19 protein-coding genes are annotated in these 20593 nt (G+C 62.5%); 7 read left to right on the forward strand and 12 right to left on the reverse strand.

All coding sequences use genetic code 11. From position 1 onward, the window contains the following. Positions 1-166: 166 nt before the first annotated feature. On the reverse strand, positions 167-778 hold the full coding sequence (locus tag AWU82_RS27910; RefSeq protein WP_064378899.1) for a lytic transglycosylase domain-containing protein: 612 nt from the start codon (positions 776-778) through the stop codon (positions 167-169). A 203-nt stretch (positions 779-981) separates the two neighbouring features. Between AWU82_RS27910 and gspG the strand changes: the two genes are divergently transcribed. The 3 genes from gspG to AWU82_RS27925 all read left to right on the forward strand — a co-directional run bounded on the left by gspG (position 982) and on the right by AWU82_RS27925 (position 3285). Then, positions 982-1410 carry a type II secretion system major pseudopilin GspG gene (gene gspG, locus AWU82_RS27915; protein WP_011333421.1) on the forward strand — a complete coding sequence of 143 codons (429 nt, stop codon included), beginning with the start codon at positions 982-984 and terminating at the stop codon, positions 1408-1410. Between the two features lie 14 nt (positions 1411-1424). After that, positions 1425-2612 (forward strand): type II secretion system F family protein, encoded by a 1188-nt coding sequence (locus AWU82_RS27920; RefSeq protein ID WP_064378898.1) that lies wholly within the window; start codon positions 1425-1427, stop codon positions 2610-2612. A gap of 76 nt (positions 2613-2688) precedes the next feature. Next, positions 2689-3285: a hypothetical protein gene (locus tag AWU82_RS27925; RefSeq protein WP_084776885.1), complete on the forward strand. Its 597-nt coding sequence runs from the start codon at positions 2689-2691 to the stop codon at positions 3283-3285. 149 nt (positions 3286-3434) lie between these two features. Here the strand turns inward: AWU82_RS27925 and AWU82_RS27930 are convergent, their stop codons facing one another. Next, complete coding sequence (locus tag AWU82_RS27930) at positions 3435-4334, reverse strand: LysR family transcriptional regulator (protein ID WP_064378896.1); 900 nt, start codon at positions 4332-4334, stop codon at positions 3435-3437. Between the two features lie 162 nt (positions 4335-4496). On the opposite strand from AWU82_RS27930, the gene AWU82_RS27935 reads away from it, so the two are divergent. Both AWU82_RS27935 and AWU82_RS27940 read left to right on the forward strand, forming a co-directional pair. Next, complete coding sequence (locus tag AWU82_RS27935; RefSeq protein ID WP_064378895.1) at positions 4497-5513, forward strand: alpha/beta hydrolase; 1017 nt, start codon at positions 4497-4499, stop codon at positions 5511-5513. A 63-nt stretch (positions 5514-5576) separates the two neighbouring features. Then, on the forward strand, positions 5577-7004 hold the full coding sequence (locus tag AWU82_RS27940; RefSeq protein WP_064378894.1) for a mechanosensitive ion channel family protein: 1428 nt from the start codon (positions 5577-5579) through the stop codon (positions 7002-7004). A 58-nt stretch (positions 7005-7062) separates the two neighbouring features. Here AWU82_RS27940 and ycaC read toward each other — a convergent pair whose 3' ends face one another. The 7 genes from ycaC to AWU82_RS27975 form a co-directional block, all read right to left on the reverse strand. Next, positions 7063-7689, reverse strand: a complete 627-nt coding sequence (gene ycaC, locus AWU82_RS27945; RefSeq protein ID WP_011333417.1) for an isochorismate family cysteine hydrolase YcaC — start codon at positions 7687-7689, stop codon at positions 7063-7065. Between the two features lie 69 nt (positions 7690-7758). Beyond that, complete coding sequence (locus AWU82_RS27950; protein ID WP_064378893.1) at positions 7759-9597, reverse strand: amidohydrolase; 1839 nt, start codon at positions 9595-9597, stop codon at positions 7759-7761. Positions 9598-9642: 45 nt separating this feature from the next. After that, positions 9643-10269, reverse strand: coding sequence for an antibiotic biosynthesis monooxygenase (locus AWU82_RS27955; RefSeq protein WP_011333415.1), 627 nt, complete (start codon positions 10267-10269; stop codon positions 9643-9645). Continuing rightward, positions 10262-10678, reverse strand: coding sequence for a DoxX family protein (locus AWU82_RS27960; protein WP_011333414.1), 417 nt, complete (start codon positions 10676-10678; stop codon positions 10262-10264). The genes AWU82_RS27955 and AWU82_RS27960 overlap by 8 nt, the downstream gene beginning before the upstream one ends. A gap of 214 nt (positions 10679-10892) precedes the next feature. Then, a complete protein-coding gene (locus AWU82_RS27965; RefSeq protein WP_064378892.1) occupies positions 10893-11270 on the reverse strand; it encodes a DUF6124 family protein in 378 nt (125 codons plus the stop codon). Between the two features lie 349 nt (positions 11271-11619). Next, on the reverse strand, positions 11620-12543 hold the full coding sequence (locus tag AWU82_RS27970; protein ID WP_011333412.1) for a LysR family transcriptional regulator: 924 nt from the start codon (positions 12541-12543) through the stop codon (positions 11620-11622). A gap of 44 nt (positions 12544-12587) precedes the next feature. After that, positions 12588-13571 carry an MBL fold metallo-hydrolase gene (locus AWU82_RS27975; protein ID WP_064378891.1) on the reverse strand — a complete coding sequence of 328 codons (984 nt, stop codon included), beginning with the start codon at positions 13569-13571 and terminating at the stop codon, positions 12588-12590. A gap of 248 nt (positions 13572-13819) precedes the next feature. On the opposite strand from AWU82_RS27975, the gene AWU82_RS27980 reads away from it, so the two are divergent. Then, on the forward strand, positions 13820-14221 hold the full coding sequence (locus AWU82_RS27980; protein ID WP_064378890.1) for a helix-turn-helix domain-containing protein: 402 nt from the start codon (positions 13820-13822) through the stop codon (positions 14219-14221). Between the two features lie 7 nt (positions 14222-14228). Here AWU82_RS27980 and AWU82_RS27985 read toward each other — a convergent pair whose 3' ends face one another. Beyond that, on the reverse strand, positions 14229-14798 hold the full coding sequence (locus AWU82_RS27985) for a flavodoxin family protein (protein WP_064378889.1): 570 nt from the start codon (positions 14796-14798) through the stop codon (positions 14229-14231). 333 nt (positions 14799-15131) lie between these two features. Here AWU82_RS27985 and AWU82_RS27990 point away from each other — a divergent pair, with 333 nt between their 5' ends. Beyond that, the gene (locus tag AWU82_RS27990) at positions 15132-17918 is read left to right on the forward strand and encodes an ATP-binding protein (protein ID WP_064378888.1); all 2787 of its coding nucleotides are present in this window, start codon (positions 15132-15134) and stop codon (positions 17916-17918) included. Here the strand turns inward: AWU82_RS27990 and AWU82_RS27995 are convergent. Next, a complete protein-coding gene (locus AWU82_RS27995) occupies positions 17880-19352 on the reverse strand; it encodes an ATP-binding protein (protein ID WP_064378887.1) in 1473 nt (490 codons plus the stop codon). The two genes, AWU82_RS27990 and AWU82_RS27995, sit on opposite strands and share 39 nt — an antisense overlap. A 111-nt stretch (positions 19353-19463) precedes the next feature. After that, complete coding sequence (locus tag AWU82_RS28000) at positions 19464-20414, reverse strand: GlxA family transcriptional regulator (RefSeq protein ID WP_064378886.1); 951 nt, start codon at positions 20412-20414, stop codon at positions 19464-19466. Between the last annotated feature and the right edge of the window lie 179 nt (positions 20415-20593).

Consider the following 20593-nt stretch of genomic DNA (forward strand, 5'->3'; position numbering starts at 1 on the left):
ATTCTCGATAAATCCCTTGGAGCAATCCGCATGCCACAAAAAATGTCGTTCCAACTCAAACGGTTACACAGGTCACTTGAGAATGCGGGGGATATTCCCCACCCGTTTCCCCACTTTTCCGAGCCCCTCGGGTTTGCCCCGAAAGTGGGGAAAACCAAGACTGGGGCTACAACGGCGCATCCACCGCCAGCCCCTGCAAGCGCCGGTACTGACGCAAAACGCTGGGCACGTAACGCTGGGTTTCGGCGAACGGCGGGATCACCCGGCCCCGGCTGAGCACCGCGTCCGGCCCGGCGTTGTAAGCCGCCACGGCCAGGGCGATGTCGTTGTCGAACAGGGTCATCAGGCGCTTGAGGTATTTGGCCCCGCCCTGGATGTTGGCCTTGGGGTCGTAGACGTCTTTCACCCCCAGCTCGCGGGCGGTGTCGGGCATCAATTGCATCAGCCCGCCAGCGCCTTTGGGCGAGGTGGCACCGGGGTTGTAATTGGATTCGGACTTGATCACCGCGTGCAGCAACGCCTCGGGCAGGTGATTGGCGCTGGCCGCCGCTGACACCAACTCGGCGTAGGGCTGGTTGGCGATCAATTGCGGTTGCTGGTCAAGGCTGACCAGCGGCGCATCGGCTTCACGAATCACCCGCTCGTAAGTGCGTCCGGGACGGTGGACGTTCGACAGCACATAGCTGCCCTTGGCGTCCATGGAAACGAAGACATCGGCTTGTGCGACACCGACCGACAGCACGCAGCCGAGCAGTCCTGCAGTGAATGAATGGATCATTGGGCCTCCCCTGACAGGCCCCGAAAAATTGGGGGAAATGCCCCACTGACCCGTCGTTGATCAGCCGTACGCAAGCACTGTGCCGACTCTGGAAAAGCCCGTAATACAAGGGCTCCAGCCCGACAGCCGAATTTATCGGGGGCTGAGCATGGCAATTGCATAAGCCCTTTCGGCGACACGGCTGCCACTCACGGGAGGTCATCATGAAGCTGCAATTTCGTCCGCGTGCCCAACGCGGTTTCACCCTGCTCGAATTGCTCGTGGTGCTGGTGGTGCTCGGCCTGTTGGCCGGGATCGTCGCGCCCAAATATTTCGCCCAGCTGGGGCGTTCCGAGGTGAAGGTCGCCAAGGCGCAGATCGAAGGCCTGAGCAAGGCGCTGGATCTCTATCGACTGGAGGTCGGCCACTACCCGTCCACCGAACAAGGCTTGCAGGCGCTGGTGACCGCACCGAGCGACGAAGCCAAATGGACCGGCCCGTACTTGCAGAAAAAACTGCCGCAGGATCCGTGGGGGCGTAACTACACCTACCGCTATCCCGGCGAAAACAGCGAGTACGACCTGCTCTCGATGGGCAAGGACGGCCAGCCCGGCGGCGAAGGCGAAAACGCCGAAGTCACCAACTGGCAATAAGCGGAGCTCACGGCATGCGATTTCAACTCAAAGCAGTGGGCAAGGCCGGAGTGGTGTCGCTGAGCGTCGAGGCGCCCGGCCAGAACGAAGCGCGGCGAATCGCCGAGGATCAGGGCTTGCGTGTGGTCAGCCTGCACGCCGAGAGGCACTGGCGTTCGTTGCGCCTGAGCAAGCGAGAAACCTTCAACCTGGTGCTGTTCAGCCAGGAACTGACCACCCTGCTCAACGCCGGCCTGCCACTGATCGATGCGCTGGAAAGCCTCGCTGAAAAAGAAACCGCCCCCGCCGCCCGCAAAACCTTGAGTGAGCTGGTGCGGCTGCTGTACGAGGGCAAATCGTTCTCCCAGGCGCTCGGCCAGTTGTCGGCGGTGTTCCCGCCGTTGTACGTGGCGCTGGTACAGTCCAGCGAGAAGACCGGCGCGGTCGGCGATGCGCTGGGCCGTTACGTGAGCTATCGCCAGCGCATGGACGAGGTGCGGCAGAAGATCGTCAGCGCTTCGATCTACCCGCTGCTGTTGCTGGTGGTCGGCAGTGGCGTGGTGCTGTTTCTGATGGGTTACGTGGTGCCGCGCTTCAGTCTGGTGTTCGAAGGACTGGGCTCGAACCTGCCGTGGCTGTCGCAGATCCTGATGAGCAGCGGCATGTTTCTGCACGCCCATCAGGGTGAGTTTTTCGGCCTGTTGGCGACAATCGTCATCGCCCTCGCCGTGCTGCAGAAACAACCGGCGTTTCGCCGTGGGCTGGATCGGCTGGTGGAGAAACTGCCTGCCGTGCACCAGCGGATTTTCATGTATGAGCTGGCGCGGTTTTACCGGTCGCTGGGGATTCTGCTGCAAGGCGGGATTCCGCTGGTGACCGCCATGGGCATGGTGCGCGGCCTGCTCACCGTGGCCTCGCGAGCGCGGCTGGACCAGGCCTGCGAGCGGGTGCGCGAGGGGCAATCGTTGTCCACTGCCCTTGAGCTCAACCATCTGGTGACGCCCGTGTCCCTGCGCCTGCTGCGCGCTGGCGAGCAGTCGGGCAACCTCGGGCAAATGATGGAACGCAGCGCCGATTTCTACGACGAGGAAATCAGCCGCTGGATCGAGTGGTTCGTGAGGTTGTTCGAACCGCTGCTCATGACTTTCATCGGCCTGTTGATCGGGGTGATCGTGATCCTGATGTACATCCCGATCTTCGAACTGGCTTCGAGTATCCACTGACCTCGGGAACGGGTCGGATCACACGCAACAAGCCACATCCACGTTCCCAATCAAGACAACAAAGACGGAGAACGATATGCACATTCAAAAGCTCGTGCTCGCAATGGCCATCGGCGCAGTCCTGTCGGCGTCTACCGTACTGATTCCGGACAACCTGTCCGGGGTGTCGAGTGTTCAGGCCAAGGAAGGGGGAAGTGGTGGTGGAGGAAGCGGCGGGGGCGGCGGGGGCGGCGGCGGTGGTAACGGTGGGGGTGGCGGCGGTAATGGAGGGGGCGGTAGCGGAGGCGGTGGTGGCGGTAATGGCGGGGGCGGCAGCGGAGGCGGTGGTGGCGGTAATGGAGGCGGCGGCAGCGGTGGCAATGGTGGTGGTCACGGCGGCAGCGGCGGTGGCGGCAACAGTGGCAGTGGCGGCGGTGGCAACAGTGGCCACAGCGGCAGTGACCACGGTTCGGGCCATTCCGGCAACACGGCGTCATCCGGTCGCAGCGGCACGCATTCTGAACCCGGCGACGACCACGGTGTACATCGGGCCGGTGAAGTCGGTGATGACCATGGCGTGCATCGCGCTGGTGAAATCGGTGATGACCGTGGCGTACATCGCGCTGGCGAGATCGGTGATGACCGTGGCGTACACGTTGGCGGCGAGCCTGGCGATGACAAGCGCGCCAACTGACCCGAACTGAAAGCACCGCAATCCCTGTGGGAGCTGGCTTGCCAGCGATGAGGCCTGGTCAGTTAAAGCATCACTGACTGACCCACCGCTATCGCGGGCAAGCCCGACTCCCACAGGGCTCATCGGTGCCCACCAGTTCACCGCAAAACCTAGAGAGCGACATGATTCTGATCCAGCCGCTCACGCAAAAACTCGATCAACGCCTGCACCGGCCGTGATGCCTGACGATGCTGCGGGTACACCGCCGACAGCGTCAGCGGTTCCGGCCGAAACTCGTCCAGCACCGGCACCAGCCGCCCATCCTTCAGCGCCGCGCCAACGATGAACGTCGGCAGATAGGTAATCCCCATCCCCGCCACCGCCGCATCCCGCAGCAACTCACCATTGTTGACGCGCATCCGCCCGGTGACATTCACCAGCAGCGGCTTGCCCTGCCCCGCATTGAACCGCCACTGCACCGAACGCCCGTGGCCGTAAGGCAGGCAGTCGTGGCCGAGCAGGTCTTCCGGTTTGACCGGCGTACCGCGTTCGGCCAGGTACGCAGGACTGGCGCAGTACACCCGCTCGATTGACGCGATGCGTCGGGCGATCAGGGTCGAGTCTTCCAGCACGCCGATGCGCAGCGCCAGGTCGTAACCCTCGCCCAGCAGATCCACCGGCCGGTCGCTCAAGTCCACCTCCACCGTGACCTCGCGATAACGCTGCAGAAACGGCGGCAGCAGACAGCCCAGATGGGCCAGCGCAAACGACAGCGGCGCACTCACGCGAATCGCCCCGCGCGGCTCGGCGGTCTGCCCGGCGATGCCCTGCTCCACCGACTCGACTTCACCGAGCAAACGCAGCGCCGACTCGTAATAGCTCTGGCCCAGCGGCGTCACGTCCAGGCGCCGGGTCGAGCGGTTGAGCAATCGCACGCCGAGGCGCTCCTCCAATTGCATCAATCGACGGCTGACGAACTGCTTGGACAGGCCCAACTGATCGGCCGCCGCCGTGAAGCTGCCGGAGTCCATCACCTGGCAAAAAATACGCATGTCTTCGAACGGGTTCATTGTCACTCTCTGGTTGACAGTTAAACGCTTTATAGCCGCTTTTTCACTTTCCGGCACCTCATTAATCTGTGCTCACGGTGTTGCTGAGGCCTGAAGCCAAGCGCCACAGCAGCCCGATCCCAAGGCATACAAAAACTCAAACGACTTAAAAAGGAATTGCACATGAACATCAAGAAAACCCTCGCCGCTTCCCTGCTCGCCCTGTCCATCGGCAACGCCTTCGCCACCGAAAGCACTGGCGTCGAACACAACACCCAGGCCTTCCTCGACGCCCTCGCCGCCGGCGGTGGCAAACCGCTCGAGCAACTGAGCCCGAAAGACGCCCGTGCGGTGCTGACCGGCGCCCAGGCTTCGGTGAAGGTTGACCTGTCCGGCGTTGAGGTCAGCGACAAGGCGATCAAGGTCGACGGCCAGACGATCAACCTGAAAGTGGTGCGTCCGGCCAAGGTCAAAGGTGAGTTGCCGGTGTTCATGTTCTTCCACGGTGGCGGCTGGGTGCTGGGCGACTACCCGACCCACCAACGCTTGATCCGTGATCTGGTGGTGGGTTCCGGCGCAGTCGCGGTGTATGTCGACTACACGCCGTCGCCGGAAGCGCAGTACCCGACTGCGATCAATCAGGCTTACGCGGCAACCAAATGGGTGGCCGAGCACGGCAAGGACATCGGTGTCGACGGCAAGCGTCTGGCGGTGGCCGGCAACAGCGTCGGCGGCAACATGGCAGCGGTTGTGGCGTTGATGGCCAAGGAACAGAAAACCCCGGCCCTGCGCTTCCAGTTGCTGATGTGGCCGGTGACTAACGCCGGGTTCGATAACGGCTCGTACCAGCAATTCGCCGAGGGCCACTTCCTGACCAAAGGCATGATGCAGTGGTTCTGGGACAACTACACCACCAACCCGGCCGAGCGTGCGCAGATCCATGCCTCGCCGCTCAACGCCAGCGCCGAACAGCTCAAGGGCCTGCCCGCCGCGCTGGTGCAGACCGCCGAGTTCGACGTGCTGCGTGACGAAGGTGAAGGCTACGCCCGCCACCTCGACGCGGCTGGCGTGCCGGTGACCTCGGTGCGCTACAACGGGATGATTCACGACTTCGGCCTGCTCAACCCGCTGAACGGTATTCCTGAGGTGAAGGCCGCCGTGCGCCAGGCAGCGGCAGAACTCAAGACCCACCTGAACTGAGTCCAGCCACTCGCCACACCTTCGGGTGTGGCGTTTTCTTTTGTGTCCGCCGGAGTTCACCTCATGAGCCTTTTTTCTGCCCACCTGCTGTCCTGGAGCGCTCTGCTGCTGGTGCTCGACACCTTGCTCTGGCACCTCGCACCGTTCAAGCATCGCGCGCAACGGGTCGCCGTGCGACTGGTGCTGTTCCTGGCCTTCAACGCGCTGGCCATCAACGCCGGCGTCAGCCCGTTGCAGGCGCCGCTGTTTGCCGACGACCCGGTGGCGCAACTCGGAGCGACGGCACTGGGCATTCTCTGGTGGCTGTACGCCGCGCGGGTGCTGACCGAAGTCATCGGTCTGATCCTGATGCGCCGCATCGGTCACAGCGGCCGCCTGCTGCAGGACGTGATCGGTGCGCTGGTGTTTCTGGCGGCCATCGTCGCAGCGGCCGGTTATGTGCTGGATCTGCCAGTCAAAGGCCTGCTCGCGACTTCCGGGGTGGTGGCGATCGTCATTGGTCTGGCGCTGCAAAGCACCTTGGCCGACGTGTTTTCCGGCATCGTGCTCAACACCACCAAGCCGTATCAGGTAGATGATCTGGTGGTCATCGATGGTGTCGAAGGCAAGGTGCTCGACATCAACTGGCGTGCCACGCACCTGCTGTCCAGCACCGGCACTCTGGCCGTGGTGCCGAACTCGGTGGCGGCCAAGGCCAAGATCGTCAACCTCAGCCGCCCGAACAACCTGCACGGCGTGTCGATCAGCATCAAGGTGCCGAACCACATTCGCCCGCGCCGGGTGCTCGACGCCCTCGAGCGCACGCTGCAAGGCAGCAGCAGTCTGTTGCTGACGCCCGCGCCGAAAGCGGTGCTGAAAGACGCCGGCGACGAAATGTCGGAATACGTGGCCAGCGGGTTCATCGCCGAACTGGGCAAGAAAAGCGAGGTGCGCAATCAACTGTTCGACCTCGCCCACCGCCACCTCGAAGCGGCCGGCATTTCGCGGCATCCGGATGGCGTGATCGAACCTTCGACCCGCGCTCGCGCCTTGCTCGATGAAGTGAAAATCTTCCGTTCGCTGAGCCACGAGGAACGCGATCGCCTCGCCGAATCGATGGTCGCGCAGCAGTACAGCGCCGGGCAGGTAGTGCTCAATCTGGAGGAAGTCCCGGACAGCCTGTTCGTGATCGCCACCGGCGTGGTCAGCGCCAGCGTGCCGGACGGCAACGGCTTCACCGAGGCCGGACGCATGGGGCCGAGTGAGGTCATGGGTGAGCAAAGCATCCTCGCGGACACGCCTTCGCAAGCGACGTTTACCGCGCTGACGTCTTCGATCATTTATCGCCTCGACAAGAACCTGACTCGCCAGTGCATGGAACAGCGCAGTGAAGTGGGTCAGGCGTTGAACAAGTTGCAGGCGGTACGGCAGCAGAACAGTCGGCTGGCGTTGATGGCCAAACCGGCACCGGTGAAAAAAGGTGGATTTCTGGGCTGGCTGCAAAAGCGCTGAGCCCTTTTCTGAAGGCAAAAAGAGGCCCGCCATTTTGGCGGGCCTCTTCATTACAAGCTTACTTGGCAGTGAACTTGGTGTAGCTGTTGATCAGGTTGCGGTAGTTCGGCAGACGCTGGGACAGCAGATTCGCCAGGCCTTCCATGTCGTTGCGCCAGTCACCCTGCAGCTCGCAGGCCACAGCAAACCAGTTCAACAGGTGCGCGCCGGCAGCCGACATCCGCGCCCACGCCGCTTGTTGCACGGTGGTGTTGAAGGTGCCGGAAGCGTCGGTGACCACGAACACTTCGAAGCCTTCAGCGATGGCCGACAGGGTCGGGAACGCCACGCAGACGTCAGTCACCACACCGGCGATGATCAGTTGCTTGCGGCCGGTGGCCTTGATCGCCTTGACGAAGTCTTCGTTGTCCCAGGCGTTGATCTGGCCAGGGCGGGCAATGAACGGTGCGTCCGGGAATTGCTCTTTCAGCTCAGGCACGATCGGGCCGTTCGGGCCGGAATCGAAGCTGGTGGTGAGGATGGTCGGCAGGTTGAAGAACTTGGCGATGTCGCCCAGTGCCAGCACGTTGTTCTTGAACTCGTTCGGCGAGAAATCCTGTACCAGCGAGATCAGACCGGTCTGGTGGTCGACCAACAGCACAACGGCATCGTCTTTGTTCAAGCGTTTGTAAGGAACGTTGCTCATGTGAAACTCCTCGATGGATGGTTGTTGCGGGGAGCGCCGCTCACACAGAGCGGCGCTTTTTCAAAAGGATCAGAACGCGAAGCAGGAGCAGCCGAATGCGCCCCAGAAACCGGCGAAATCGCTGACCGGCGCATTCGACATCCGCGCTTTTTCATGGCTATGGGTATGCACCGCACACGGGCCGCTGCACTGGTGAACCTGGGCCTGCAAGGGCGAATTCGGGCGCCAGTGGCCAGGGACTTTCACGACCGGCGACCAGTCCGGCAGCACCGGCAATGAACGTGGGCCGAGGTCTTCGAAGTCGCCGGCGGCGTACACGATCTTGCCGCCGACCACGGTCAATACCGACTCGATCCACTTGATCGCTTCTTCTTCGACGCTGAAGAAGTCCGCGCTCAGCGCTGCCAGGTCCGCCAGTTGCCCGACCTTGATCTGGCCCTTCTTGCCCTGCTCGGACGAGAACCAGGCGCTGCCGTGGGTGAACAGTTCCAGCGCGGTGCTGCGTGGCAATCCTTCTTCGTACAGCGCCAGACCGCCCACGGTGCGACCGCTGACCATCCAGTACAGCGAAGTCCACGGGTTGTAGCTCGACACCCGAGTGGCATCGGTGCCCGCACCGACCGGCACGCCTTCGGCGAGCATGCGCTTGATCGGTGGCGTGGCTTCGGCGGCTTGTTTGCCGTAACGGTCAACGAAGTATTCGCCCTGAAAGGCCATGCGATCCTGGATCGCAATGCCGCCGCCCAGTGCCCTCACCCGCTCGATGTTCTGCGGGGTGATGGTTTCGGCGTGATCGAAGAACCACGGCAAACCGTTGAACGGAATGTCGCGGTTGACCTTCTCGAACACGTCGAGCATGCGGCTGATCGATTCGTTGTAGGTGGCGTGCAGACGGAACGGCCAGCGCTGCTCGACCAGGTGGCGCACCACCGGCTCAAGCTCCTGTTCCATGGTCTGCGGCAGGTCCGGGCGCGGTTCGAGGAAGTCTTCGAAGTCCGCTGCCGAGAACACCAGCATTTCCCCGGCGCCGTTGTGGCGCAGGAAGTCATCGCCCTGATGCAACTTGACGCTGCCGGTCCAGTTCTGGAAGTCGGTCAGCTCTTCTTTCGGCTTCTGGGTGAACAGGTTGTAGGCGATGCGCACGGTCAACTGGTCGTCTTTGGCCAGTTGCTCGATCACCTGATAGTCGTCCGGATAGTTCTGGAAACCGCCGCCGGCATCGATGGCGCTGGTCAGGCCGAGCCGATTGAGTTCGCGCATGAACTGACGGGTCGAGTTGACCTGATACTCCAGCGGCAGCTTCGGCCCCTTGGCCAGCGTCGAGTACAGGATCATCGCGTTCGGCCGCGCCACCAGCATGCCGGTCGGGTTGCCGTTGGCATCGCGCACGATCTCGCCACCCGGCGGGTTCGGCGTGTCGCGGGTGTAACCGGCCACGCGCAACGCAGCGCGGTTGAGCAACGCACGGTCGTACAGGTGCAGGATGAATACCGGGGTGTCCGGCGCGGCCTGGTTGATTTCTTCGAGGGTCGGCATGCGTTTTTCGGCGAACTGGAATTCGTTCCAGCCACCGACCACGCGTACCCATTGCGGGGTCGGCGTGCGGTCGGCCTGATCCTTGAGCATGCGCAGCGCATCGGCCAGCGACGGCACGCCTTCCCAACGCAGTTCGAGGTTGTAGTTCAAGCCACCACGGATCAAGTGCAAGTGCGAGTCGTTGAGCCCGGGAATCACGCAGCGGCCCTTGAGGTCGACCACTTGAGTGCCGGCGCCCTTGAGCGCCATCGCCTCGGCATCGTTACCGACGGCGACGAAGCGCCCGTCCTTGATTGCCACGGCGCTGGCGAGGGGTTTTTCGCGGTCTACCGTATGAAATTGGCCATTGAACAGAATCAGATCGGCGTTCATCGCAGTTCCTTCGAGATAAGTGAAACGGAGCCCGGACCCGCCGCTTCAGCGCGGCGGATTGGCATTGGATTCGAGGTGTTTGTGTGACTGACCGGCTTCCAGCCACGGCGCGAACAGACGGGTCACCGGCGGCATGAACACGTAGACCACCGATACCACGATGGTCAGGGTGATCAGGAACGTGGCGACCACGTAGTTGGAGAGAAAGGCGTTGAGTTGCAGCAGCGGCCCCCAGATCAGCGGCACCAGCAAGGTGTGCGGCAGGATCACCAGCAGCGTGACCACGGCCTGCTTCCAGCGTGGTGGCGGCGATCCGGCCTCGGCCGTCGGCGTGAACCAGAATTCGTTGGCTGCGTTGACTTCGGTCTGATCGCCGTCGGCGAGCATCGGCGCGGCTTCATCGATCAGTTTCTGACGCTGTGGCGAGTCGAGCCAGCGCTGCATCGCGTCGGTCGAGCAATAACGCAGCACGCAGGTGAACAGCGCGAGACCGCCCTGCTGGCTGCGCATCACGTCCACGCCCAGATGCCCTTCTTCGCGCCCCGCCACGCTGACGATGTTGCGCAGCCACGCTTCGTACGGCTGTTCGAAACCGGCCTTGACCCGGTGCTTGACGATGAGCGTCACGGTTTCTTCGGGTCCCGGTTTTTTCGGGGTCTGGGCATCAGGCATAACGGAGCACTCCGGGCAAACGAACATTGAGCGCCAGCCGTCCCGGCCCGGCGATCAAAACAGTGGTAAACAGGATCAACAGCAACCAGCCGAACTGCCCTTCGGCCACACTCCATTGCGGATGCACAAGCAGCAGCGCCACCAGCAGCACAAAGAGAATAGGCAAGCACGCCAGACGCGCCAGCACCCCGGCGACGATCAGTAGCGGACAGAGGACTTCGGCGAAGATCGCCAGAATCAAGGTGAGGTGGGCACCGAGGTGGAACGGGTCTTCGATTTGTTGCAACTGCGCGGTGAAGTCCAGCAGCTTGGGCAAGCCGTGGACGAACAGCAGAAACAACCCGCCGGTCACCCGCAGGAACAGCAGGCCGAGATCTTGCGCCTGGTCATTGCGTTGTACAGCGTTCATGGGCCCACCCTTGATTAATCATTGCAGGCCATGGTGCAGCGATTGATCGGGGGGAAATTGGATGGGTGTGCTCTCTTTTTGAGACCACCGTCGATCGTTCCCACGCTCTGCGTGGGAATGCCTCAATGGACGCTCTGCGTCCGCTCTTTGGGACGCGGAGCGTCCCGGGCTGCATTCCCACGCGGAGCGTGGGAACGATCAGGTGAGCAGTCGATCAAGCTACAGCGGGCGCCTCAGCCTTCAGTTCCAGATTATCCAGCACTCGATTCACCGCCAGCTCCCCCAGCATGATCAATTGCGCAATCCCCAACAGCACATGCCGCTGCGGGCCGTCCACCAGCCCGGCGAAGTCATTGGCCATGACCTTGGCCGAGGTCAGGGTTTCGCAGGCGTCGGCCAGCAGTTCTTCGCTGTCGATGCCGGGGGCGATGAGGTAGCGGGTGTTGGGTTTGAGCAGCGGTTTTCTGGGGAGCAGCGGATTGAGGTAGTGGTCGAGGGCGCGCTCGGCGGCTTCGTGGAATTTCTTGGAATCGAGGGTTTCGTAGGGCGAAGTGGGGTCGGTTTCAGGCGGGTTTGGCGTTGGTTTGATCATGGATAAAGCCTCTAGAGTAGTGGAGGCGCCACGCTTCGCTGCTAAACGAAAGAGGTGGCGGCCGTACGCGGGTTAGCAGACCAGGACTCTAGAACCCGGCGCACCGAAGTGCCCCACGCAAAGCCGCCATAACGTGGACGGTCAGGCGTAAGCCTGATCACGAACGAAGGGCATTGTGCGTCTAGAGTAGATCCGGGCTGCTAAACCCGATCGCTGTTTTTCAGCGACCGGCGAACAATAGAACCCGCCCCAGAGGCGCACAAGCCGGCGGATTCTGGCGTACACGTAGGCAAAGGCGCAAGGCGTTGTGGCTTACCGGAAGTAACCTTAAACGCCTTTCAACACCGTGCTAAACCGCCGGAATATCCAGCGTCACCGACATGAACTGACTGATCCGCGAACGCAGCCATTTCTCCGCCGGATCGTTGTCATGCACCCCGCTCCAGGCCATGGACAGTTGCGCCGCATCAATCGGAAACGGCGGATCTTCAGCCCGCAACGCACACCCTTCGACCAACGCACACGCCGCGTAATCCGGCACGGTGGCGATCATCTCGGTGCCGGCCAGCAGCGCGCGCAATCCACTGAACTGCGGCACACCAAGCACCACACGGCGGCTGCGGCCAACCTTGGCCAGGTCCATGTCGATGTTGCCGCTCAGGTCTCCGGAGAACGACACCATCGCGTGCGGGCGCTCGCAATACTCGTCAAGCGTGAGCGGGCCCGGACGATTGTCGCCACGCAGGACCTTGCAGGGAATGTCACGCAATTTCTTGCGCTTGGCGTTGGCCGGTAGATCGGTGGTGTAACTGACGCCGACGGAGATCTCCCCCGATGCCAGCAACCCCGGCATCAGCAGGTAATTGGCGCGACGTACCACCACGACAATCCCCGGCGCCTCTTCCTGCAATTGGCGCAGCAGCGGCGGGAACAGACCGAATTCGGCATCGTCCGACAAGCCGATGCGAAACACGTCGCAACTGGTCGCCGGATCGAATTCCTTGGCCCGGCTGACCGCGCCGGAAATCACGTCCATCGCCGGTTGCAGCTCCTGGAGAATCGCCAGCGCCCGCGCCGTCGGCTCCATGCCCCGGCCATTGCGCAGCAACAGCGGATCATCGAACAGATCGCGCAGACGCCCCAGCGCCGCGCTCACTGCCGGTTGGCCCATGAACAGTTTTTCGGCGACGCGGGTCAGGTTCTTTTCGAACATCAGCGCTTCGAAAATCACCAGCAGGTTCATGTCGACGCGGCGCAGATCGTTACGGTTCATGGGGCACGTTTTCCTTGTTTTAGCCTGACGTGAAAGGTGGGACTTTACTCGATCAGCGGCACTTTGGCCGCGCGTTTGTAGGGGCCGTATTCGACCGGCACCCACTGGAAGTGCTTGTCGACCGCCGTGATGTGGCCGATGCCCGGGAATGGCAAGTGCGCGGCCGTGACCCAGGTCTTGCTGGCCGCCGCTGCACTGAACACGGCGTTACGACTCTTGATCGCCTGCTGACCGTTGACGTCGAAGCGGATCGACACCTCCGGATGATCGAACTGCACCGCCAGGTTATGCACCAGATCGCCCATGAACACGATGCTCTGGTTCTGCGAAGTGAAGCGGTAGGTGGTGCTGCCCGGCGTGTGCCCGGCTTCCAGTGTGGCTTCGACCACACCCGGCAAAGGCGACTGGCCCTCTGCGAACGTCTTGAAGCGCCCGGCCGCCACGTAAGGCGCAGTGGAATCCTGGGCGATCTTGAAAAACTCCCGGGCACCGGCCGGCGCCTTGGCCTCGGCCTGCGGATCGAGCCAGTAATCGGCTTCGGCCTTGGCTGCGTAAACCGTGGCATTGGCAAAGATCGGCCGTTGCTGGCCGTCGACCAGCCCACAGACGTGATCCAGGTGCAGGTGCGTCAGCAGAATCGCGTCGACCTGCTCAGGCTTGTAACCCGCTGCCTGCATGTTCGCCGAGAGCTGGCCGGCGGTGGCGCCGATGCACTGGCCCGCGCCGGTATCCACCAGAATCAGTTGTTTGCCGGTGTTGACCAGGAAGGCATTGAACGCGGTCTGCACGCCCGGCGTTTCAATCGAGCGCCGGACCAGCAGCGCGCGAATCTGGCTTTGACTCATGCCCTGCAACAGCTTCGGCGACAAATCGTTGTAGCCGTCGAACAGCGCCGTCACCTCGTAATCGCCCAGCGCCAACCGGAAATAACCCGGCGCCTGCGTGCCGACCTGCGGTGCCTGCGCCATGGCGCTGGACATCACACCGACCAACGCCAGGCCGATTACGCCGCGTACCAAATCTTTCATATGCATCCCCTCGCCCGAGCCCGATTTTGCGGCCCCTTATGGCCCGCCCCCAATCGTCGCCATCCTGCCCGGTTCCCGTCATGGGGACTTGCAGCGGTGTGCTGAGTTGCAGCCGACGGTGGAATTAACAACGTTTAACTCGTCAGCACCCGCCCCTCGCCAAACAATGAATCCCTCTGCGCAGCGTTGTTTTTTTGACCTGAGGGAAAGCGCTGACCGTGCGTTCCCCACCGACACGGACCTTGGCCATGGCTCACTCACAGCAAACCGTCGCCCTCGCCCCTGCCAGCGAACCCCGCAAGCCCAGCACCGGCGGCCTCAGCCCGCAACGGGAACGGCTGGTGAAACAGCTGATTCTCGAACGCCTCGGCGACAGCCTTGAAGTCACCGAACTGGCCAATGCCTGCGCACTCTCGCGCAGCCATTTTTCCCGGGCGTTCAAATGCAGCACAGGGTACTCGCCGCAAGACTGGATCCGCACCCAGCGCATTGCCCGAGCCAAGCAGTTGATCCAGCACACCAACCACAGCCTCACGCAGATCAGCCTGGAGTGCGGCTTTTGCGATCAGGCGCACTTCTGCCACATCTTCACCCGCAGCGAAGGGATCAACCCGTTTGCGTGGCGTTGTCAGGTCATGAAAAACCGCTGAGGCGGTTTCACCCTCGAGCCATCCGCTGGGCCAGTCGCGCCACCCGCTCGCCCAGGTGCGCAGCGGTCTGTTGGTCTTCCAGCGGCGGCGCCTGCTCGGGCGGTTGCTCGACACAGGACTGGGACATGGCGCCGAGGGAGCTGCCGAGGCGATTCAATTGCCCGTCGAAAACACCTGCGCACGCACGCGCCGGCAACAGATCGAGCCCGACCCAGATCATCGAATGCTGGGCCGCAAACACCGCCATTTGCAGCAAGGTATTGAGCTTGTCGCCGCACAGGCTGCCGGAATTGGTGAAGCCCGCCGCGAGTTTGTCGCGCCACGGCCGGGCGAGGTAGAACGAGGCCGTGGCCTCCATGAATTGCTTGAACGCCGCCGAAGCGCTGCCCATGTAGGTCGGCGCACCGAAGATGATGGCGTCGGCGCGATGCAGGTCATCCCAGTGGGCTTCCACGTCTTCTACCGCCAGCAACAGGCAGGTGCTGCCCATGTGGCGCTCCACACCTTGGGCCACAGCCTGGGCAATGACGCGGGTGTGCCCGTAGCCACTGTGATAAACCACTACTACCTTGCTCATCGCAGCGTCCTCCGGACGTATGCATTCCATTGCCGTGGAGTTTTGGCTCTGAAGCCGACGCGGACGAGTTAATCGTTGTTAATTTTCCCCGGCTATCGGGCAAAACGGCACGGGTTCCGGCCTTTGAATACAGTGGTGACGGTACTGGATGCCGAGTGATGCAATGGCCCGAGTCCTTCGCGAAAGTTGCGCTGGCGTCAAATCCTGAGGAATATGCTCGGATACTGCGGATCAGACGGCTTGCGTGCCCCTCAAGCCTCTATTCGCCCTGCCCGTCACGGATTCTTCACCCTGACGGATCAGGATCATAAAAAGCGTCGAAGGAGTGAGCGGTTGAGTCTTTCCCCGAATCAGGCCATCGGTTTCGGCCCCTATCGGATCCACCCCGGCCAGCGGCTGGTGCTTGAAGGCGACCAGCCTTTGCGCCTTGGCCGGCGCGCCATGGACATTCTGCTGATCCTGCTGGCCCATGCCGGCGAGGTCGTGAGCAAGCAGCAGTTGATCGCCGGAGTCTGGCCCGACAGCGTGGTGGAGGACATCAATCTGCGGGTGCACATGGCCGCGCTGCGCAAGGCTCTCGGCGACGGTCAGGCCGGGCAGCGCTACATCGTCACGGTGGCGCAGCGCGGATACAGTTTCGTCGCGCCGGTCGTGCTGCAATCGATTGAACAACGTCCCACCACCGCCAACCTCGGCCGGCATAACCTGCCGCTGCGCCGCACGCGGATGATCGGGCGCCAGTCGGTGGTCGACAGCCTGATGACGCAACTGCCGCGCCAGCGCTGCATCACCCTGGTCGGCCCCGGCGGCATCGGCAAGACCACCGTGGCCCTGCGTGTCGCCGAGCAACTGATCGGCCGTTATCGCGACGGTATTCGTCTGCTGGATCTGGCCCCGCTCAAACATCCGGGCTCGATCTGCTCGCACCTCGCCGCCCTGCTGGACCTTTCGCTGCACGACAGTGAACCGATGGCCTGCCTGATCAACAGCCTGCGCGAGCGGCAGATGCTGCTGGTGATCGATAACTGCGAGCACTTGATCGACGCCGTGGCGATGCTGAGTGAAAACATTCTGCGTGGCGCGCCGCAGGTGCACATTCTGGCCACCAGCCGCGAAAGCCTGCGTGCCGAGGGCGAGTATGTGCAGCGCCTGGAATCCCTCGACTGCCCGCCGCCGATTGCGGTGCTGGACCGCGATCAGGCGATGGAATTCTCCGCGCTGCAGCTGTTCGTCGAACGGGCGATGGCGGCCCACGAACATTTTGAGCCGGGCAACGCTGATCTGCCCTTGATCATCGACATCTGTCGCCGACTGGACGGCATCCCGCTGGCACTGGAACTGGCCGCTGCGCAGGTGGCGGGCCTCGGGCTGGAGGGTTTGCTGAGTCAACTTCAGGGACGCTTGCCGGCGGGCAATCAGACTCGTCTGGGTCGGCATGAAACCCTGCGCGCTACGCTGGACTGGAGCTTCAACCTGCTCAACAGCTGCGAACAGACCGGTCTGCGCCGACTGGGGGTGTTTCGTGGTGCGTTCACGCTGGAGTCCGCGGCGGCGGTCATCGTCGGTCAGCACATCGAGCCGAACGAAGTCTTCGCTTCGATCACGCAACTGGTCGCCAAGTCGCTGCTCAACGTCGAGGTTGGCGATGAAGAAGTGTTCTATCGCCTGCTCGACACCACTCGCCGCTATGCGCTGGAAAAACTCGACCAGGCCGCCGAACTCGGCGAAACCCGCGAACGCCATGCCGAACGCAGCCTGGCGCTGATGTATCAGGCCCAGGCCGATTGGGAGAACACGGCGACTGAAGTCTGGATCGAGCGTTACGCCCGTGGCCTTGAAGACTTGCGGGCGGCCCTTGAGTGGACACTGAATGACGAAGGCTCGCGTGCGCTCGGCGTTCGACTGACGGCGACCTCGGCGCCGTTGTGGCAGGAACTGTCCTTGCTCAAGGAGTACGGCGTTCATGTGCGCCGGGCACTGGCGCTGCTGGCTTCATCCGACGAGCCCTGTCCGCGACTGGAAATCGCCTTGAAACTGGCCCTGGGCAGCGCCTGTTACCACACCTGGGGCGGCACGCCGGAAACCATCGAGGCCTTCGTCAGCGCCCGGCTGCTGGCACAACAGCACGACGACATGGCCGGTCAGTTGCGCGCCGTGTCGGGGCACATGGCGGTCAATCTCAGTTGCGGGCATTACCGGATGGCGCTGGAGCAGAGCGAGCAATTCGAAAGCCTCGGAGTGCACGGCGATGCGCAGCTGTCCCTGAGTACCCACCGCTTGCGGGTGCTCGCGCTGCATTACGCCGGCGATCAGCACCAGGCGCGAATCCACGCCGAACAGGTCATTCAGCGCATGGCCCACAGCGGCCATCTCAACCGCTTCACTCACGGTTTCGGCGTGCAATACGACCAGAGCGTCGCTTCGCTGACCGTCCTTGCCCGTGTGCTGTGGCTGCAAGGTTTCCCCGAGCAAGCCTGGCGTACAGCACGGCAGGCGCTGGACATCGCGGTGCAGATCAATCACGGCACCTCGATCTGCTACACCCTGGCACTCGCTTCGTGCCTGATCGCCCATTACAACGGAGATACACAGAACGCCCAGGCGCTGCTGCAACTGTTGCTCGAACAGGCGCAGAAGCATTCGGTGCTGCTGTTCTACACGTGGGCGCGGCACTACGCGCAGGTGATCGACGCCGACAAATCCCCCGCCATCCCGCCTGCCGACAGCGGTCTGGTCAGGGAAATCATGGTCACGCTGGATCCGGGCTTCGTTGACGATGCCCTGCTTGAACGAGCACAAAGCGGCGCGGCCGGCTGGAGTACTGCGGAGATTTTGCGGGCCCGGGCCGAGCGATTGCTGGCCGCTGAATCGCCCTGTCATCACACGGTCGAAAGCGCCTTGCAGCAATCGCTCGAGATTGCCCGGACTCAAGGTGCCCTGGCCTGGGAGTTGCGCAGCGCGACTTCGCTGGCACAGTTGTGGCAGCGCCAGTCGCGTTATCGTGAGGCTATCGAATTGCTGGCGCCGGTCTACCAGCGCTTCACCGAAGGCTATGCCACCCCGGACTTGCGCAAAGTGCGCTTACTGCTCGACGAACTGCGCGGTCAGTCGGCCGCTTGAGACGGGTCGGGTACGGCCCAGGTAACGCGCGTGCCGACGCTCGACATCATTGAGTTCGCCGCCCTGCTCCAGCTGTTCGCGGGCATAGCGGCGCGTGATGTTGAGCATTCGATAGCGCAGTGCTCCGCCGGACCGGTCCGTTGTCAGCAGCGATTTGGCCGCTAACTGTTCGACCACGCCCACCAGCGTCGAGGGCGGCAGTTGTGCGCAACTGATCACGCCGATGGCGGCATCCAGGGTGAATGCCATCTTGAACACCGACAACCGCTGCAGCACGCGCTGTTCCTGCTCGCTCAAGCGCTGATAGCTCCAGTCCAGCGCAGCCTTCATTGACTGGTGGCGCGGCACGGCGGTGCGGCGACCGTGACTCAGGACTTGCAGGCCTTGGTCCAGTTGCGTCTGCAATCCGACCAGCGCCAGCGCATCGATCTGCGCGGCTGCCAACTCGATCGCCAGCGGCAGACCGTCGAGCCGGCGACAGATATCGCGCACCGTTTCCAGATCCTGCTCACGCAGACTGAAGCCGTGTTGACGGGCGCGGGCACGACTGACAAACAGCTGCACCGCCGAATAGCCCATGACCTCGGCGACACTGTTGAGGGCCGAGGCTTTGGGAAGGGTCAGGGGCGGCAGTGGCTGCAGGACTTCCAGAGCGAGACGCAACGGCTCGCGGCTGGTGGCCAGGATCGACAGACGCGGCGCAGCATCGAGCAATGTTTGCAGCAGGCTCCGGCAGGCCTGATGCAGGTGATCGCAGTTGTCCAGCACCAGCAAGGCATGGCGCGCTGCCAGAGTGGGGAAATCGAGGTCGAGGGTTTTCAGCAAGTGATCGAGGAGCGGGATGTTTTCATCGATCAGCGACAGATCCACCTGCCACACGCCGTCACGAAAATGTTGCAGCAGCAGTTCCGCTGCGCGCAACGCCACGGTGCTCTTACCGACACCGGCAGGCCCCGTCACCGTCAGCAGCCGGGACAACGGCAGTTGCCGCACCAGACCGCCGACCAGTGAATCGCGCCCGGTGACCGGCGTCAGTCGTGCAGGCAAATTGTGCTGGGGCGCTTGCAGGTTTTCGAACACCACTTGGGTGACGCTGTCGCCCTGCACCGGAGCCACGAAGCTGTAGCCGCGTTGCGGCACATTGATGATGTAGCGCTGCCCGTTTTCACCATCTCCGAGGGCCCGGCGCAGCGCGGCGATGTGTACCCGCAGGTTGATCTCCTCGACCACCGAGGTCGGCCACACCAGCGCGATCAATTGTTCTTTGCTGACCACCTGGCCGGCGCGCTCGACCAGCACTTGCAGAATGTCCAGCGCACGACCGCCCATGCGCAATTGCCGATCCCCTTCGAGGATCAGCCGTTGGCGCAAATGGAAGGCGTACGGCCCGAAACGCAGGACCGACGCCGAGTTCAATTCGTTGAGGCTGTTCATGTCCGTTATCTTCGCAGGCCTCGATGACGGTACAACCACCACGCGGGGTCCAGCACGGACATCCGGATGCCCGTAACGGACATCCGGATGCCCGTAACGGACAGAACCGCTCTAGCTGAACTGTTCGCGATACTGCGTCGGGGTCAGCCCGAGCTTTTCGCCGAACAGAAAACGCATGTGCCGCACGCTGCCGAAACCGCTTTTGTAGGCCACGGTTTTCAACGGCAGATCGCTGGTTTCCAGCAGGTTACGCGCGCAATCGATGCGCGCACTTTGCAGGAATTCCATGGGCGTCATGTTGACCTCACGGGCAAACACCCGGGCGAAGTGCCGCGCACTCATGTTGGCAAGACTTGCCATGCGCTCGACGGTAAAAGCTTCTTCAAGGTGCTCCAGCACATGGTTCTGCACCCGGGTGATCGGGGTTTCCTGGGGCGCCACTGCCGCCATCAACGGGCTGAACTGCGCTTGCCCGCCCTGACGTTTCATGACGACCAGCAGCACCTTGGCCACGTCCTGGGCAATTTTTTTGCCATGATCGCGAGCGACCACCGCCAGCGCCATATCGATCCCGGCGGTGACACCTCCGGAGGTGATCAGGTTGCGATCTTCAATAAAAATCTGGTCGGTCGCGACGTTTGCCTTCGGAAAGCCCTTGATCAAGCGTTCGGTGTAATTCCAGTGGGTGGTCACACGATAGCCGTCGAGCAGTCCGGCATGGCCCAGCACGAAGGCGCCGGTACAGATCGAGCCATATTGCCCGGCGCGCGTGACCGCGCCTTGCAGCCAGGCGAGCAACGGCGGGTGTTTTTCGTTGTAGGCGCCGGGGCCGCCCGGCACCAGCAGCAAGTCGTAGCGCTCATCGGCTTCGTCGATGTGCCGATCGGTGTGCACGAGCACGCCATTGGACGCACGTAACGGCCCGCGCTCGGTGCCCAGGGTGGTCAGGTGATAGTGGGATTGCGGTTTCAGGTAGCGGTTGGCAACCGAAAACACTTCCAGCGGCCCGGCCATGTCGAGCAGCAGAAAATCGGGAAACAGCACCATGGCCACGGTCTTCATGGGGGTATCACCAAAATCCATGCAAAGTCATAAGTTCGCGCATTATGGCCGGAACAGGCGAAATCGTTGGAAAAGAATGCGTGATCCAGCCCACACAACTGTCAACCATAAAGGGACAGTATTTCAATTTTCATCTACTTATTGCATCGCTGGGTAACCAGTAACCTTCTCCTCACTCG

The sequence above is a fragment of the Pseudomonas glycinae genome (assembly GCF_001594225.2).
In the GTDB taxonomy this organism is placed as follows: Bacteria; Pseudomonadota; Gammaproteobacteria; order Pseudomonadales; family Pseudomonadaceae; genus Aquipseudomonas; species Aquipseudomonas glycinae.

Coding starts and splice junctions, on each gene's coding strand:
- AWU82_RS27925 (WP_084776885.1), top strand. CDS start 2,689: ATGCACATTCAAAAGCTCGTGCTCGCAATGGCCATCGGCGCAGTCCTG.
- AWU82_RS27955 (WP_011333415.1), bottom strand. CDS start 10,269: ATGCCTGATGCCCAGACCCCGAAAAAACCGGGACCCGAAGAAACCGTG.
- AWU82_RS27910 (WP_064378899.1), bottom strand. CDS start 778: ATGATCCATTCATTCACTGCAGGACTGCTCGGCTGCGTGCTGTCGGTC.
- AWU82_RS27930 (WP_064378896.1), bottom strand. CDS start 4,334: ATGAACCCGTTCGAAGACATGCGTATTTTTTGCCAGGTGATGGACTCC.
- gspG (WP_011333421.1), top strand. CDS start 982: ATGAAGCTGCAATTTCGTCCGCGTGCCCAACGCGGTTTCACCCTGCTC.
- AWU82_RS27995 (WP_064378887.1), bottom strand. CDS start 19,352: ATGAACAGCCTCAACGAATTGAACTCGGCGTCGGTCCTGCGTTTCGGG.
- AWU82_RS27985 (WP_064378889.1), bottom strand. CDS start 14,798: ATGAGCAAGGTAGTAGTGGTTTATCACAGTGGCTACGGGCACACCCGC.
- AWU82_RS27950 (WP_064378893.1), bottom strand. CDS start 9,597: ATGAACGCCGATCTGATTCTGTTCAATGGCCAATTTCATACGGTAGAC.
- AWU82_RS27920 (WP_064378898.1), top strand. CDS start 1,425: ATGCGATTTCAACTCAAAGCAGTGGGCAAGGCCGGAGTGGTGTCGCTG.
- AWU82_RS27935 (WP_064378895.1), top strand. CDS start 4,497: ATGAACATCAAGAAAACCCTCGCCGCTTCCCTGCTCGCCCTGTCCATC.
- AWU82_RS27975 (WP_064378891.1), bottom strand. CDS start 13,571: ATGAAAGATTTGGTACGCGGCGTAATCGGCCTGGCGTTGGTCGGTGTG.
- AWU82_RS27960 (WP_011333414.1), bottom strand. CDS start 10,678: ATGAACGCTGTACAACGCAATGACCAGGCGCAAGATCTCGGCCTGCTG.
- ycaC (WP_011333417.1), bottom strand. CDS start 7,689: ATGAGCAACGTTCCTTACAAACGCTTGAACAAAGACGATGCCGTTGTG.
- AWU82_RS27940 (WP_064378894.1), top strand. CDS start 5,577: ATGAGCCTTTTTTCTGCCCACCTGCTGTCCTGGAGCGCTCTGCTGCTG.
- AWU82_RS27970 (WP_011333412.1), bottom strand. CDS start 12,543: ATGAACCGTAACGATCTGCGCCGCGTCGACATGAACCTGCTGGTGATT.
- AWU82_RS27965 (WP_064378892.1), bottom strand. CDS start 11,270: ATGATCAAACCAACGCCAAACCCGCCTGAAACCGACCCCACTTCGCCC.
- AWU82_RS27980 (WP_064378890.1), top strand. CDS start 13,820: ATGGCTCACTCACAGCAAACCGTCGCCCTCGCCCCTGCCAGCGAACCC.
- AWU82_RS28000 (WP_064378886.1), bottom strand. CDS start 20,414: ATGAAGACCGTGGCCATGGTGCTGTTTCCCGATTTTCTGCTGCTCGAC.